The 16,294-nt window shown below is 68.5% G+C and carries 9 protein-coding genes and 1 pseudogene; 4 read left to right on the top strand and 6 right to left on the bottom strand.

Annotated features, from left to right (window positions below):
- Positions 1-95: 95 nt before the first annotated feature.
- From ACZ56V_RS31885 to ACZ56V_RS31870, 4 genes are all read right to left on the bottom strand, one after another.
- Complete coding sequence (locus tag ACZ56V_RS31885) at positions 96-800, bottom strand: type 1 glutamine amidotransferase domain-containing protein (protein WP_468947117.1); 705 nt, start codon at positions 798-800, stop codon at positions 96-98.
- Between the two features lie 14 nt (positions 801-814).
- Positions 815-1,165, bottom strand: a complete 351-nt coding sequence (locus ACZ56V_RS31880) for a MarR family winged helix-turn-helix transcriptional regulator (protein ID WP_468947252.1) — start codon at positions 1,163-1,165, stop codon at positions 815-817.
- A gap of 427 nt (positions 1,166-1,592) precedes the next feature.
- Entirely contained in the window at positions 1,593-2,099 is a 507-nt protein-coding gene (locus tag ACZ56V_RS31875) for a GNAT family N-acetyltransferase (RefSeq protein WP_468947115.1), read from the bottom strand.
- 21 nt (positions 2,100-2,120) lie between these two features.
- Positions 2,121-2,711, bottom strand: coding sequence for a hypothetical protein (locus ACZ56V_RS31870; RefSeq protein ID WP_468947114.1), 591 nt, complete (start codon positions 2,709-2,711; stop codon positions 2,121-2,123).
- Positions 2,712-3,015: 304 nt separating this feature from the next.
- On the opposite strand from ACZ56V_RS31870, the gene ACZ56V_RS31865 reads away from it, so the two are divergent.
- The 4 genes and pseudogenes from ACZ56V_RS31865 (at position 3,016) to ACZ56V_RS31850 (ending at position 6,845) form a co-directional block, all read left to right on the top strand.
- On the top strand, positions 3,016-3,762 hold the full coding sequence (locus ACZ56V_RS31865; RefSeq protein ID WP_468947112.1) for a hypothetical protein: 747 nt from the start codon (positions 3,016-3,018) through the stop codon (positions 3,760-3,762).
- A 25-nt stretch (positions 3,763-3,787) separates the two neighbouring features.
- Positions 3,788-4,636 (top strand): annotated as a pseudogene (locus ACZ56V_RS31860) (IS5 family transposase).
- Positions 4,637-4,683: 47 nt separating this feature from the next.
- Positions 4,684-5,502: a hypothetical protein gene (locus tag ACZ56V_RS31855; RefSeq protein WP_467385071.1), complete on the top strand. Its 819-nt coding sequence runs from the start codon at positions 4,684-4,686 to the stop codon at positions 5,500-5,502.
- Between the two features lie 419 nt (positions 5,503-5,921).
- On the top strand, positions 5,922-6,845 hold the full coding sequence (locus ACZ56V_RS31850) for an AAA domain-containing protein (protein ID WP_468947111.1): 924 nt from the start codon (positions 5,922-5,924) through the stop codon (positions 6,843-6,845).
- Positions 6,846-6,908: 63 nt separating this feature from the next.
- Here the strand turns inward: ACZ56V_RS31850 and ACZ56V_RS31845 are convergent, their stop codons facing one another.
- Positions 6,909-13,346 carry an AAA family ATPase gene (locus tag ACZ56V_RS31845; RefSeq protein ID WP_468947110.1) on the bottom strand — a complete coding sequence of 2,146 codons (6,438 nt, stop codon included), beginning with the start codon at positions 13,344-13,346 and terminating at the stop codon, positions 6,909-6,911.
- Positions 13,347-13,588: 242 nt separating this feature from the next.
- Positions 13,589-16,153 carry a TerD family protein gene (locus tag ACZ56V_RS31840; protein ID WP_468947109.1) on the bottom strand — a complete coding sequence of 855 codons (2,565 nt, stop codon included), beginning with the start codon at positions 16,151-16,153 and terminating at the stop codon, positions 13,589-13,591.
- Positions 16,154-16,294 lie beyond the last annotated feature (141 nt).

Here is a 16,294-nt window from a genome sequence, read left to right as displayed (position 1 = left end):
GAGTGGCAGCACAGACCACTGCCATGCCCCGCGGCGAGGTGACCGCAGGTCCAGGTGTGTAGCCGTGGGCAGCGGTCACCCCTTCTGGGACTTCGTCACCGGTTCCGCAGCTTCTTCACCACGGCCATCCCGACCGCTTCGGCGCTGCCCGGGTTCTGTCCGGTGATCAGTCGGCCGTCCTCGACGACGTAGGAGTCGAAGGGCTTGTCGGCAGTGCTGTAGGACGCTCCGAGCTTCTTCAGCTCGTCCTGAAGGCTGTAGGGGACGGCGTCCGCGCGCTGGGCCAGCTCCTCCTCGGGCCAGGAGAAGCCGGTGACGTTCTTGCCCTTGACCAGCGGTTCTCCGCTGCTCAGGGTCACGTCGAGCAGGCCGCAGGGGCCGTGGCAGACTGCCGAGACCACCCGGTCGGTCTCGTAGAAGCGGGCGATGAGGGTTTCCAGGGCCTGGTTCTGGTGGAAATCGAACATCACGCCATGTCCGCCGGTGAGGTAGATCGCGTCGTAGTCCTCGACGTCGACCTCAGCCACGGAGACCGTGTTCTCCAGTGTGTTCATGAACTCCCGGTCGGCGTAACGCTTGTCGGTGCCCAGCTCGCCGAGGACATCGTGGGCGAGGCTCTCCGGGTCGAGCGGGACGTGCCCGCCCTTGATGCTGGCGACCGTGCAAGCGAAACCGGCCTGCTCGGCGACATCGTAGAAGTGGGTCAGCTCGCCCAGCCACAGCCCCGTTCGGTAGCCGACCTTCTCGTACTCGCCGACGCTGGTAACGATGATCAGAATGCGATTGGTTGTGGTGGCCATGAGAGCCTCCTCTGTCATAGTTCGTCGACGGACGCGGTTCGTCCCGCGCGGTTGGCGTCGTCCCTGGCCTGGCGGGCCAGGCGGGACAGCAGCGACCGGAACTGCTTCTGCTCGGCAGGCCCCAGAGCTGCCAGCACCGACTCCTCGGCCGAGGCGACCTGGTTCTGCAACGCGCGGAAGGTCTCGATGCCCAGGACAGTGGCCACGACCTTCCGCGCCCGCCGGTCGGCCGGATCCGGCTGCCGCTCGACCAGCCCGGCCCTGACCAGGTCATCGATCACATACGGCAGCACCGACCGGTCGATGCCCAGGTATCCGGCCAGCTGCGACTGGTTGGCCAGGTTCTTGGACACCACGGTGTACAGCAGCTGATAACGGCGATACCGCGTGGCACATCGGCGGTACAGGGTTCTGCTTGCGCTCTGTAGTCACGCATGAGCATCCCGATTGACCACCCCAGGTCGCAGTCGCGGTCAGCCTCCCCTTTGTCCGGGTTATCGCCTTCGCCTTCCGCGGTTCCACCCTACGCCCAGTCGTATGTGCCACAACTTAGTTGTTGCACATACGACTGGGCCACGACGGTAAGGCGGGGGATCGCCGCTCGTGGGCACCGGGCGAACGCCTGGGCTCTACCTGGCCGCGATGCCCGGTGTCGGCGAGCGGCATTCCCTGCGAGCCCTCACACCGAAAGTGCGCCTGGTGTCGTGGTCGCCCACTGCTGCCGGCCGCCGCAGTTCTCGGCCTGGAGCGAGGTCGACGCAAGACCGCAGTCAGCAAGACCGAAAGCCCACACTATGCACCCGGTGAACCGGTCATGAGTTTTATGTGCGCCGTTAACGCATCACCGTCGGGCACGAGAACGACGCCCCTTGCCGACAGAAGAGACCTCACTGCCCCGTTGTCCGGTGTAGTGCTCACATATACGGTGGTGAAACCCTGCGCACTGGCTCTGTTCAGGAGGAGTTCGAATACGGCCGTTCCCACGCCTGCACCTCGGTGGGTCCGGCCGATCCACACGCCGGCCTCCGCAGTACCGGTCTGCCCGTCCAAGGGGCACAGGCGCGCAGCCCCAGCGACCTGCTCTGCGACGGTGATGGCGAAGGTGGTCTCCAGGGGATCCGCCGAGAGGGAACGCGCCTCGTGGAACTGCACGAATGCTGCCCGGCGCTTGGGCGTCCAGCCGCTCGGCCCCATCACGGGTGGCATCACCTCTAACGGATCGGCGTCCGTGACGGCTGCGTGCAGCAGTTCTGCGAGAAGGCGCTGGTTGAGACGGTACAGCTTGACATCGGTTCGCATGATCACTCTCTTAGAGCCATTTCATTTGGAAGGGTGACTTCTGTCGCGGTGGCGCACGAGCGTTTCTTCGATGGCCTGCTCAATGAGGTGGATCTTCTGTCTCGGAAAGTTCCTCTTGATCAGGGAGCTCATCCGCTGAGCCTTTTCGGTGGTCGGCAGGAGACCCGCCAGGAGGTGCGGTAGCAGCAGGCGGCGGGCAAGGACTTCGTTTTCGGAGGTGACCTGCGGCCGACGCACGACCGAGACGTTGCCCCGGATGGCGTGTTCGTTGCCTGGCGGGACAACCGACCGGTCCGTCTCGATCGCGGCATAGCGAAAGCCATGAGCGAGATCGCATGCGGGGCAGCCGACAGGTCCTCGGCCGAGGCGACCACTGCAGTCGGAGCAGGCCAGCCTGTCGAACGCGGCGTCCACCACCCGCCAGTCGTGACGGTTGGGCTCGGCCGCGGTTGCCTGAGATCCGCTGGCACCGTGCACAAAGGCGGACCATTCGTCTTCCACGATGCTGTCCACCAGTTCGCGGCAGGCCTTGCAGGCGGGCACACCGCTGTACTCATATCGGCCGCATTCGGCACAGCGGCGTAAAGGCGCCCCCATCGCGGGTCTTGCCATGGCCCTGATCCCTTCGGGCGCCGGTGCGACATCGGAGACAGCCGGCGATCGCGTTGCCCACTGTCCTGGCGAAGTCTCTCCTGCCGCACATGACACGAGAAACTGTTTACGGCCTCGGCGCCAACAAGCGGCGGTAGCAGATAGGGGTGCAGGCGATGCTGGTGCAGGCGAGAAGTGGCTGGCTGTGCGCTCGTAGCGGAGGTGGAATCGGCGGCACGGCAAGCCACCCGCATCCAGCTCCACCTGGAGAGCAACGCCAGCCTCGGCAGCCTGCTGGGCTGGTCTGCTGCCCTGCCGCTCACCGATGCGCAACGGACGCGGCGAGATCCATGGCCTCAACGGCGGAGAAGCCTTGCTGGCTGGCCGGCGACGCCTGGACCCCTACGAGAAGCAGTGGGACACCGAACGCCAGCTGATCTCCTACGAGTCCACCTGGCGCGACGTCGCCTGGCTCCCTGGCACACTGCTCCGCCGCCTCGGACTTCTCCACACCGTCGCCGTTCCCCAGGTCGTCACCGGACGTGAAGCCCGCGTGGGGGAGTGGTGGATCCTCCAGTTCGAGCACGACTCCGATACTGGCCTGCGCTGTGCCGAGCTGGTGCAGGCACTGACCGACTCGCACCGCGGTCTGCCGCTGGAACTCTGTGGCCACCGCGACATGATGCCCGGAGACAGCCTCGGACTGATTCTCCTGAAATCGCCGGATCGCGCCGCCGCCTTCCAGCAGCGCTACGACCGGATTGACTATCCGATCGCGAAGGACCGCACCGAGATGTTCGCGGCGATCCGGCGACGTACCGGTGCCTTCGCGGGTGAGGCAGCGCTGTCCGCCACGCCCGGTGGCTCGGCCACCGGCGGAGCCGGATTTCGCGGTACCGGTCCGCCGTCAAGTCCCCGTCACCCGAAAGGATGCCGTCCCGCGACGACGTCCCATGCCCCGCGCGCTTGCCGTACGGTTTTCGCACTGCGTCCGCCAGGGAAACGAGGGCGGGCTGGCTCGGGGAGAGGGCGGCGTTGGGGTGGGCGGGGACGAACCGGAGACCTAGAGTAACTGGCTCTAACAAAAGCTGCTGATCATGAGGCTGTCGGCCTCTCTGCTCGTATGTCTGGGAAACCGTCAGTCGCGGCCGTGGATCGTGTCGGATGAACTGTGGTCGCTGGTCGGGCCGTTGTTGCCGAAGCCGGGTCCGAAGAAGGCCGAGGGCAGACCGCGGGTGCCTGACCGGCAGGCCCTGTGCGGGATCCTCTTCGTCCTGCACACCGGTATCCAGTGGGAGTACCTGCCCCAGGAACTCGGCTTCGGCTCGGGCATGACCTGCTGGCGGCGCCTCGCGGCCTGGAACGAGGCCGGCGTCTGGGACCAGCTCCACCAGCTGCTGCTGAACGAGCTGCGGTCGAAGAACCAGCTGGACTGGGAACGGGCGGTGATCGACTCCTCGCACGTGCGGGCCGCCCGACGGGGCCCAAAAGCGGACCCAGCCCGGTCGACCGGGCACGCCCGGGCAGCAAGCACCACCTCATCGTCGACGGCCAGGGAATCCCGCTCGCGGTGTCCCTGACCGGCGGCAACCGCGGGCGACGTCACCCGACTCGAGCCGCTGCTCGACAAGATTCCCGCCGTCGCGGGCCAGGTCGGCAGACCCCGCCGACGCCCCGACGCACTCCTGGCCGACCGCGGCTACGACCACGACAAATACCGCCGCCTGCTCTGGCAGCGAGGGATCCGCCCCGTGATCGCGAAGAGAGGCGAGCCGCACGGCACTGGCCTGGGCACCTTCCGCTACGTCGTCGAGCGAACGATCGCCTGGCTCCACGGCTTCCGCCGCCTGCGCATCCGCTGGGAACGACGCGACGACATCCACGAGGCCTTCCTCGGCCTCGCCGTCTGCCTGATCACCCACCGCCACGTCCGACGCCTTTGTTAGGACCTCTTAAGCGCCCGCTGACTGACCAGGAGGCACGATGCATCGAGATGCCGGCGTGCTCCGAGTCGGCCCGCTTCGACGCCTGGCTCGCCCACGGGCAACGGCGCCGACTGGCTCCACTAGCCGCCGGTGCTGAGCTCACCGAGCGCATCCGAGGACTGCAGCCCTTCCAGCGCCGCGACGTCGAGGACCACCCGCTCCGGCTCCTGGCTGAGCACACGAACCTGGCCAAGCACCGCACCCCGGCCGTCGCCGCGACCCGCCTCGGCGCCGTCTATCCCGACCACCAGCACCCCGATCTCACCGTCGCTCTTCCTCTGGAGCGCAATCCGCAGCCAGGCCACGGCCTTCCTCTCCAGCCCGGAGACATCCTGGCCAGTGGCCCCCGCTACACCCGCATCGCGCTCTCGATCGTTCCGACCGTGTGCGTGCAGCGCCCGCACACCCAGGTCTGGCACATAGCGCTGAAAGAGCTGGGCTACCTCGAAGACTGGGTTCGGACCACGGCCATCCCGATCCTCATCACCGGATCCCGCCAGGGCACCGCGATCCCGCCCCAGCTCGATATCACGATCGGACACCCCGACCTCCGGCAAGCCCTTCAGTCGGCGGGCACCACGCCTGCAGCGGACCGGGGCGTCCTGAGCATGCAGGCCACCATCGCCCGCCGCGATCTCCCCGAAATCCTCGCTATGCCACCAGTGGAAGCCGACAGAGAAGTGATCACAGCATGGGTGGCCTCTCTGGATGACGCGACGGTCGCGACTGCGCTCACCCGAATCGCGGAGGTGAGGTCGAACCCCACGGCTCTGCTGGACTGTCTACGTCAGTTGAGCGCTGAGGCTCACGCCTACCAGAGCCGATAGCGGAGCGACCAAGGCCCGCGTCGTGACGTCGGCCCGCAGCCAGGCGATTGTCAGTGGGGGGTGAGAACCTGCCGTCTTGACCAGAGGAGAACGAGGGGGAGAAGTGTGGGGGAATGACGGGCCGGAACGACGAGACCTGCCCACCTGGCTGCGAGGACGACAGGCACTACGTCCGGCATCCGGAGAAGACCGCCGAGCTGGCCTGGGAAGGTTCGGCATGGGCTACAAGCTGACCACACAGACTGGCGTCGGCCTGGGAAAGACCGTGGAAGCAGGTCTGATCGTCGCCGCAACGGTCGCTGGACGCCTGTCTCCCCTCGACTACCTGACGATCCTGGACGGGCAGCACCGAACGCTGTGGCTCGGACGACAACGGGAGGCGGATCACCACGTGGGCGATCATCGACGAGGCCTACCAGATGCGCTCCGACACGCTTTTGTGGACCGCCGGCATCTTCGAACGGGCCCTCTTCGTCGGAGACCCCGGCCAACTCGACCCCTTTTCCGAGGTCGCAACCGACCGCTTCCAAGGCCTGTCCCACGACCCCATGAACAGCGCGGTCGCCGTCCTGCTCGCCAACAACCGCGACCTGCCCGTCCACTCACTGCCCGTGTCCTGGCGCCTGCCGCCCTCAGCCGTCCCCCCGATCAGCAACGCCTTCTACCCCTCCACGACCTTCCACGCCGGAAGCAGTGAAGCCGACCGAACCCTCACGTTCTCCCCTCTCGACATCCGCACCCCCACCGACGAGGTCATCGAGCACGCCGCCCGAACCGGATGGGCACTGTTCGAACTACCGGCCCGCATCACCGGCCAGCGCGACATCGAAGCCTTCCAGACCACCCTCGGCATCGCCGACCGGCTGCTGACCCGACGCGCCATCACCACCTGCGAGGAAACCCCCCAGGGGCACGCCCTGCAGCCCGGTGACATCGCCATCGGCACCGCCCACCGCAGCCAGGCTCACGACATCCGCGCGCTCCTGGCCCGCCACTACCCCCAACTGCACGGCGTCACCGTCGACACCGCCAACCGGCTCCAAGGCTGCGAATTCCGCGTCACCACCGTCCTGCACCCCCTCTCCGGCCGCGGCGACGCCTCCACCTTCCACCTGGAAGCCGGCCGCCTGTGCGTCCTCACCTCACGCCACCGCCACGCCTGCATCGTCGTGGCCCGCGCCGGCATCGCCGAACTCCTCGACGCCCACCCCTCCAACGATCCCGCACACCCCGAAGCCGCCTCCAAGGCCGCCGACGGCTGGGAGGCTAATCACGCAGTCCTCGCCCACCTGACCCAGCACACCATCTACGCTCAGGCACAGCCCCGTCGCTGGCGCGGATGAATAGGTCGCCGCACGCCTGCCACATGAAGGCGGGTTGATGGGAGCGTCGTCGCTGGGGCGCCCTCAGTCCTCGTCGTCGAGGGTGTCGTCGGCTGATTCGTGGTGGACGTTGACGCCGGCTCGGCAGCGCGCGGCGCCGATCGTGTCGTGCAGCCGGGCGAACAGGTCGGGCCGGATGAGTAGATCAGCTCCCGCGACCGCGGGCAGGAGTGGTTCGTAGTTTCCGTCGTGGACGAGGCGGCCGTGCCACTGGCGGCAGATCATTGCCTCACCGGTGGCGTCGCTGAGGCTGAACCCGCAGATTCCCTCTGTGGGTTCAAGGCCGAGTGCGGCCACGACGCCGGCTGCGGGTGCGAGTACGTAGACGGGCAGGCCGAGGCCGCTCAGGGTGCGAGGGCGAGGCGTATCGATCAGGCCAGCGGTTCCAGCGTCAGTGAGGGCCGTCAAGGCCTGGTCTGCGGCACTGATGTGCTCGGCTGCTAACTCGGTTGTAAGGCCGAGTCCCAGGCGCCGCCACGGGCTGGTCCACAGCTGCCAGGGGGCCTGGCAGGCGGGTAGTGTGCCGGGCGGCGGGTCGTCGTCGAGGGCCTCCAGGCCGACGGCGATCTGCAGTTGGCGGGCGGGCTGATCCGGGTATCGGCGTGCAGGAGTGCGCTGCCGCTCGAACAAGCCGATCTGCACCCAGCCCTCGTGCGGACCTTCATCCACGCGAGCAAAGGCCATGGCGTTTCCCGGCAGGGACCGCAGGCCCGCGACCGAAGCGAAGCCGGAAGGCGGCCAGGGCTTGTCCGCTTGATGGCTCTCACTGAACCACGGTGCTGGATCAAGCGACCACGCCAGGGCCTCGGGACGAGTCAGAGGGCGGGGAATGCGGGCGAATTCGGCACGCAGGGCCGCGCGGGGGTCATCGCGCAGTCGCGCGGCCGCGCCGCGTTCGAAATTCTGGGCGTTGCCGAGATGTCCCGCTTGGGCAAGCGCGGCACGCAGGCCGGCGGCAGCGCGTTGCAGGGCGTCTTCGGCGGCGGCCTGGTCGGCGAGATAGGCGTCGGGAAGCTGGCTGCGGCGTCCATTGGTCAGAAGGTCCAGCTGCATGCGCATGAGCGTCTCGACGTCCGGAAGAGCATCGATCACGAGATCGATGACGGTCTCGCGGAGCCCGGCCGGACTGCCGGCGGCGTTTAGGCGGTCGCCCAGGTAGTGGTCGACGAGGTGGGTTGCGAACTCCCGAGGGTTGTTCATGCGCTGTCCTCGCTGAGGGAGAGGGCGGCGGCGATGGCGCGTGCGAGTGTCGGATGAGCTGCCGTTGCCGCAGGGGCGGGCCGCCTGGTGGCCAGCGCGGGCCAGGATGGCGGACGCATCGGCACGGACGGACAGCACGTCACTGCCGCACAGCGTGACGAGCTGTTCGAGAAGGGCGGCATCCAGAGGTCCGTCGGGCAGGTGTCCTTGTAGGACGGTCAGGAGCCAGGTCAGGGGGCCAGCTCCGAGGTCGAAGGAGAGGACGCGTGCCAGGGCTGCCTGCGCCTGGCCGGAACGGCTGGCCAGCAGAACCGTCGCTGCGATCAGGGCGCGGCGCTTGTCGCCGCGTTCGGGCAGGGCAATCGTGGCCAACGCAAGTTCGCACAGTGCGGTGTCGATGTCGTGCTGGGTCGCCTGCTCCGGCACCGGGTGGTAGGCACCCTGGCCGAGACGGGCACGGCCCGGCAGACGGTGGGCGATGACGCCATACGCCGCATCCCAGCAGGCGAAAGCGCTGACAGCCGGGGGTGAAGCGAGCGGGGGCTGAACAGCGAACGCCGAGACCAGGGCCAGGCTGACACCGATAGTGCGGCTGTAGGACGCCTCGGCGACGGCCTGGGCCACCTGGTCTGCGAGGTTGCGGGCTGCGGTGGCCGGGTCCGCGTAGTGCGCCTGCTGCCACAGATCCAGCCGGTCATTGCCGCCGAAGGAACGCCATCCGCCGCCGCCTCGCATCTTGGTGTAGGCGAGCATGCCCGCCGTGGCGGCGAGAGGGCCGAAAACACCAGGATCGCTGTCCTGGCGCAAGCGGAGCCCCGAGGCGAGGTCGGCCAGCAGCTCAAGAGGGTTGGAGGCGTTCATCTCGTCGGCGATCCGGTGCAGGAACTGGGCGGCTGCGTCTGCTCCCTGACCGTCGATGACCTCCAAGAGCCGCCACCCGACCGCATTGGCCAGGGCATCCCTCGACCACCGTGGGCCCGAGGGGGCATCGTATGCCTTGCTGGTGCGGTCACGGACCGCAGCAAGCGCGCCAGCAGCACCTACGGGCAGCGTCGGGCGCTGCTGGGCGTGCAGATACGCGGCTGTGGTGGGGTGCTTCTCGGGGCCGAACCAGTCACGTGAGGTGTTGTTGGGCACGGGGCGGGGCGCCCAGGGCAAGCCGCCCTCACCGCCACAACGCTGTGCTGCTGTGCGCAGCGCAGAAGTGGGCTCGTCCCCGGCAGCCTGCGATGCGGCGATCAGTGTCTGGTCGTCGTAGGTGGAGGTGATTGCATTGGCCAGCACCGGCAGGAGACGCGATGCGCGGGCCGCGTCGTCGCCGGGCAGGTCAGCAAGCCTGGTGAGCAGAGCAACGTCCTGCCGGATACTGCGGCCATCGGGTCCAGCGGCGATGCGGAGCGCGGCCAGGACGACGGGGTCGGCCGTGTCAGCCTGCGTGGCCAGCAGCTGCCGGTGGGCCGCGCTTACCCGGCCATCGGGCAGCCCGGACTCGGCCAGCAGCACCTGGGCGCCCAACTGCGCGGCACCCCGCGGATCCAGGCGCGCAAGGGAACGCCACCACTCCTGCGGCGTTCCCGCCATGCCCCGCCCGTCGGTGCAGTCCGCGACGAGATGGACAAGAGGCTGCGTACGCGCCAGACGCACCTGCGCCTGGACGGGATCGGCCTGCATGAGCTGAGGCAGCGGATCCAGCAGCTCCTCGATGGTGATGTCCTTGTGACCGCCATAGGCCCCCATGTAGCGGGCGGCACGCTCCCAGCACCGCTGCGCCTCGTGCGGGTCGTCGCAGGCGAGACTCACACGGGCCATCTCAAGCTCGAAGTCGGCGTCCTCCGCATACAGAGCACGGCGCTCGGCTTGCGCTCCGCGCAACGTGCGCATGAGCTCGTGCACGACGTCGGCCCCTGCCTGACCGACGCTCCCGGCGAGCAGGGACACCAGCTCCGTGGTGACCAGCGGGCCGGTTCCGGCCATGCCCATGAGAGAGGTGGTGGTGCCCTCGCTGACGGCTTGCAGGAAGGCGATGCCCACAGCGACATCATCGCCGCGCAGCAGGGCGACGGCGTCGTGCAACACCTGCCGCACCTGCCGGTGGATGTCCGCAAGATCGCAAGCCCGGGGGCTGCCCGTGAACGCGTTTGCATGCTGGGCAAGTTGTTCGAGCGCGACACGCACGGTGGCAGACGCGGTTTCGGCTGTGAGGATGCCCGCCTCGACGTCGCGGTGCAGGCCGACGGTGGCAAGGGTGAAGCGCAGCCAGGCACGGTAGAAGCCATCGCCGTCCAGGAGGGGGAGCAGTCGGGCGGGCGCCTGCGGATCGGCTGCATGGGCCACGGCCAGCAGTGTCAGCCACCTGTTCACCGGGCCGGACAGGCCACTGGCACGATCGGTCAGTACATCCTGTGTTGCTTTCGCGAGAACCGCGGCGATGTCCCCGGAAAAGAGCTCCTCGGCAAGGTCCGACACTGCCACACCATGGCGGAGCAGGCGCCGCGGGTCGCACGGCCCGCCGGCCCAGGCCGCGGTGGCCAGCGTGCGGGCAGACGGCAGCGCGCCGCCCGCCGTGCCATGGGCGTCCGCAAGGTGCAGCAAAAGGGCCGCGCGCCGGTCGGGCTGCTCGATGAGCTCCGCGCTCTCGAGCAACGGGTCTGGACCCAGACAGTCCAACAGCACACCCAGCGCATCCTCAGGCGAGGTCAGAGCCTCCTGGTCGAGGAACCGGGCGACCCGCTGCGCGAGCGTACGCGGGGCCTGCCCGAGCTCGACATCGTCAGCAGCCCGGGCTGGCAACCGGATCCGTCCGCGCAACTCCGCCAGGAACACCGACTCATCGCTCTCGGATCCGTAGTGGACACGCTCATCCTTGCGTGCCTTGTCCCAGGCCGTGAGGTACGCCTCCCACGGGGCGGCACAGCCGGCCCGGTCGACCGCCGCACACAGCTGCAGGCCCCACCGCGCCGCCAACGTGGTCACACCCTCGTACATCAGGCTTGCCGCCACGCGGTCGGCTCCCACCAGCGCCACCAGCACATCCGCATACGGCACCAGGGAACCTGGCAGGCCTTCGTCCTCATACGTCGCCCGCGCCCGGCTCAGTTCGACGCAGCGCACCAGTGTGGGCCAGTCGTTGCGGACCGCCGCACGCCGCGCGGCAACGGTCAGAGTGTGGACGATGGCCTGAGGCGGCTGCAGCCCGGCAATCGCGCGGGTGAGGAAATCGGGTTCGATTAGCAGAGCGAGTTCGTCATCGCGCCCCAGTGCGGCCAGCAGTTCGGGCAGGTGCCGGAACGCGCGGGGATCGGTGAAGAAGCCCCGTTGGGACAACCAGTCGGCGGCCTGGGACCGGACCTGATCGACCCACGTGTCGTCGCCATCGACCCGGCGGATGAAGCGGCTGAAGCTCTCATGATGGATCTTCAGTCCGCCGATGCCCGGCTGTTGCGCGACGATTGGTGCCACGCTGTTCAGCGCGGCACCGAGTTGCATTCCGGGCAGCGGGAAAATTTCCTCGAGCTCCGATGCACTCACAGCGAAGTCGCAGACTGCGAGCATGCTGACAGCAGAGCGCTGTCCGGGGGTCAGACCGGCCAGCAGATAGGCGTAGTAGTCGTCGAGGTCGTGCGCCGACGACGGCACCGTCCGCAACCTTTCCAGAGGATCGCCGGCACCATCCGGCGCCGGCGCCGCTCCCAGGCCCGGGGCAGGACCAATGGCCTGCCGGCACAAATACGTGGCGTACAGGGCGTTGCCTCGAGAGCGCTCCTCGATCAGTGCGACCGCGGTCCTCGCCCGCGCAGCGGGATCGAGCCCCTCACCGGCAGGGGAGGACGCCAGGGCCGTCAGCACGCCCAGGCGGTCCGCCAGAGCATGCAGTTCGGCGCGGTTGAGCGGGGCAACGGTGAGACGGGAGGCACCGGCGTCGACGGCCTCGAGGTGAGGGCCGGGCTGACTGGCCAGGACGAGCACGACACCGGGCGGCAGTTCCAGGGCGGAGAGGTCCGTGACCAGAGAGGCCGCCGGGTCCACCCGCGGACGAAAGGCGCTGCCGGTGGTGGATCCAAGAACCCGGCTGACATGGTCGATACCGTCCACGGTCAGCGCGATCGGCCGGTCCGGTGCCAGGCCGCGCGCGGCAGTGATCGCGGCCGTGAGGGTCTCCAGCGTGGCCGCGTAGCGTGGCCTGACCTGCGCCAGCGCCTCTGGAACGGCCGTCCCCAGCTGCTTCAGCAGGCTGCCGATCACGACCTCGGTCAGCACACGCTGCTCACGGTCGATGTCCGCGGCACCGAGCCAGCAGTGATGCCTCACCGCCAGCCATGTCTCCCGCAGCGCATCCCCGAGCTGCTCACACAACCACGACTTGCCGATGCCGGGAGCGCCGGTGACCACCACGACACCCCCCTGCTGCGCAGCGTCCTTCACGGCCGCGACCACGCCCGTGAGCACCGTAGGACGTCTCACCTCGGTGGCACGGTCCACGGGGTGCCCCTCACGGACCGCTCCGAAGTCGACTTCCAGACTCAGACGAGGAAGCAGGTCCTCGACCATCACGGTCCCCGCCCGGCTGCGCGCCGCTTTGGCCGCCTCGATCAGGGCCAGCGCCACCTCCTCGGGTGTGCGATGCCGGTTCGGCGGCCGTCCGGCACCGAGTTCTTCGGTGATGCGGTGCAGCAAGGCCGCCTCGGCTGGCCCGGGCTCGCGGATGTTGAGCGAACACGCCGGAAGATCCGTGTCGACGACCAGGGATGCGCAAGCGCGGTTGAGCAGGTCATCACTGACCTGGGCGAGCATCTCCTTCCACGGAGCGTGTGCACGCAGCGCAGCGGCGTCGAAACGGAACCGTTTGCTGCTCAGGCCGTGCAGTGCAGGCCCGGGATCGGTGCTGGCGTGGACCGGGCGCAGCACCCGGGTCAGCTCGGGATCCTCCGGCTGCATGTCGCGCACCACGAGGCGGTGCGAGGAACCCGGATCCGAGGTGAAGTCGTGGTCCATGGAGGAGAAGAGCAGATCCAGGCGTAGGCCTCGCTTGTCCTTTGTAAAACTCTCCAGCGACAACGCGCGGTCATAATCCGTGTGCTTAATCTGCAGCCGCTCGCGGCTGCCGGTGCTCCACTCGCACGTGATGTCATCGAATCGGTCGCCGGTGAACATCTTTGTGTCGACCAGCAGGGAATTCGCACGTCCCACCGCCAGGTCCACCAGTCGCAGCGCGGTGAGCAGGTCCTGGTAAGCGTAGCCAAGGTGTGTCGGGCGCAGCCCCATGCTCACCTCCAGCGTGCCTTGCTCACTTGGCACCCCCCATGGTGCGCGTCGCGGTCACTCTAACCTCCCTGACGTACCGGGACGGAACGGAAACCCAAGGAGAGATCGTGTGCGCAAGATCCAGCTGGCCCAGGAACACCTGGAAGGTTGGGCACCAGCAGCGGCTCTCGCACGCGAGATCGACGGCGGCGGCGGCCGCACTTACCTGGTCGTCGACGGCTTCGCGTACCAGACAGGGGGCGTCAGGCTTCGACGTCGATGCCGTAGTCGGTGGCCAGGCCCGCCAGCCCGGTGTCGTAGCCCTGCCCGACGGCACGGGCCTTCCATCCGGTCGTGTGGCGATAGAGCTCCACCGCGATGGTGACGGTCTCACCCGAGGAGAAGGGGTCAGGTGTGAAGGCCAGTTGGGTGCGGGAGGGCTGGGTGATGTCTGCTTGCCACTGGGTGTGATGGTCGAAGACTGCGGCGGGTTGGGCCTCGAGGTCGATGCTGACGATGACGGCGATGGTTGCGATGTCGTCAGGGATGAGGCCCAGGTCGGCGGTGACGGTGTCCCCGCCGACGCTGACCCCGTCGTGACTGGGGTGGTTGTAGAAGACGAGGTCGTGGTCGCTGCGTACCTTGCCGTTGCGGGTGAGGAGTACAGCGGACACGTCAACGGGTGCGCCGGTGCAGGTGACGCGGACCGTCGTCGGCTCGGTGCGGATGGCTGCGTTGGCTCCCCTCGTCCGCAGTTGCAGGGTGCCGCTCTCCTCGCCGGGTAGCGGGCTGGTGGGGGAGCGGGTAGTGGCCGGGTCCAGGCTGGCACGGGTCAGCGTTGCAAGGACGCGCTCGAGGATGGGCCAGCCTTCGGTTTCCTCGCCTGGCCAGGGCCAGGTCAGACGCTGGGCGCCGAACTCCTTGGCGGTCGGCGGCTGCCCGAGTGCTTCCTGCAGCTGGAGGTGGCGCAGGCTCTCGGTGGCCAGGCGGCTGAGCTGCCACTGCCGTTGGGTTTCTTCCGGGTTGTTCACCCAGGTGTCGTGGTCGACGGGCTTGCCGCCCAGCTCCTGGTACACCCGGCGGGCGAAGTCGTAGCCGTCCTCAGTCAGTAGGCGGGTAGGCCGCTCCTGTTGGGATGGCGTCGGCTCGCCGATGGCCGTGTACAGCGCCCCCAGGTCGCCGCCCGTCCAGTGGTTGGCTGCCGTGGTCGCGAACCGCGCGAACTGGGGCAGGGTGGGGGGACGCCCCTTGGCGGCGACGAAGCGGTGATGCTGGTGGGCGACCTCCTCCAACTGGGAGCGCCAGCGGCCCTCCACGTAGGCACCGAGATACTGCTCGGCCCAGGCCCGCCGGTGCCGTGTGATGAGATCCCGTACCCGCTCGAAGCCGTCCCGGCGGGCGCCGTGACTCATGCTGGAGGTGAACGTCACCTGCCCGTACGGGGTCTCGACCGTACTGTCCTCGCTGTCCGTGATCTCCTCCTCCGGCCCCAGGAGTCGTTCGGCGGCTTGCAGTTCGCGGAAGAAGGCGGTGTCGACCGGGCATCCGGCCGCGCGCAGGGCGGCCAGCGGCCTGCTGTAGTAGCGGTCGACACGGTCCAAGGTGGTGCGGGAGTAGGGACCTTCGCACACGAACCAGGCGGTCAGGCCCACGCCGTGCCAGAACTCGGCCGCGGGACCGAGGGCTTCGGCCATGGTCTGGTGCGGGCGCGGGTTGCTGACGATGCTGCCGGGATACCGCGCAAGCGTCACCGTCTCCCACAGCCGCCCCACCCGTTCCAAGACATCGGCGGGCAGACGCTGCCGGTACAACTGAGGGGTGTACCCCTGCTCGGTCCGGTTCAGACTCATTAGATCCTGATCGACCAGCCCCCACAACGACGGCATTCCCCGTGACTGGCCGGCATGCGCCTGGTCGAAGCCCGCCCACCAGCCGCGCAGGGCCGCAGCCCGCTCCTCCACCGGAGACAGAGAACTGCCGCCGCCGAGGAAGGCCGCGAGCATCGCATGGACCTCGTCCTCCGCGATGCCCGCCTCGGCAGCCATGCCGGCCGTCTGCGTGGCCATGCCGACGTACAGACGAGGCTCGGGCAGAGCGGTGATGATCTCCTCATCCGGGTGAGGGGGAGCCTGAAGGTAATCCAGCACAGCCAGCCAGTCGCCCCCGAAGTACGCGGAGACGACCGGCTGCAGCTCTTTGGTGAGCACCCGGCGCGCCAGGGCTGTTCCCGTCCTGGCCTTCTTGGCGAAACCAGCCATCAGCCCTTGCAACCGCTGGATCCGGTGACGTGCCGCAAGCTGCACGAGGTCGGCGGCGGCAAGGGTGTCCAGCAAACGAAGGCGGGCCTGCTGCTGTCCCACACGGTCCAGCTGGTGCCAGCCGCCGCCGAAGCGGAAGGCTTCCAGCGCGCTCTCGTCGATGCCCAGCAGCCGGTAACGCTCCTCGATGAGTGTCCAGAACCGCTGCTGTTCTGTGCGAGGGAAGATCTCTCCTGCCGCCCGCAGCCGGATGGGCTGAAGCAGTGTCTCGAACAGCGGCACCAGCAGCGCCCACAGCAGCACCGTGTCCCAGTCCTCCACAGCGGTGAGGCGGGCGGTCTCATCGGCGGCCAGCGTCAGAGCGTGGCCAGGGCGTTCCCGCAGCAGATACGGCAGATTGACTGCCCCTGCCTTGACCGAGAGTTTCTGGGGCAGGTACCACGCCCCGAGCCGCTGCTGCTCCTGGACCCCGAAGGCGTTGACGCAGAAGACTTCCTCTTCCCGGGTGAGGGCCGTCACCTTGGCGGTGTCCGGCGTGTGGCGTCCTCGGCCGGGGACGACGGTGGCCACCGGCCGTCCGGCGAACCCTGCGGCCAGCAGCCTGGCCGCCAGGGCGTCGATGTCGGCGAACCGTTGCTGCTGCCCGGCCGCCCGCTCCAGGGTGAGCGCCTGCTCGGGACTGCATTCCACGGCCGGCTGCCACCAGCGTGT

The organism is Streptomyces sp. NPDC034099 (assembly GCF_055575415.1).
Note: the sequence above shows the minus strand (reverse complement) of the source record. Positions and strands in the feature narration are given on the sequence as shown.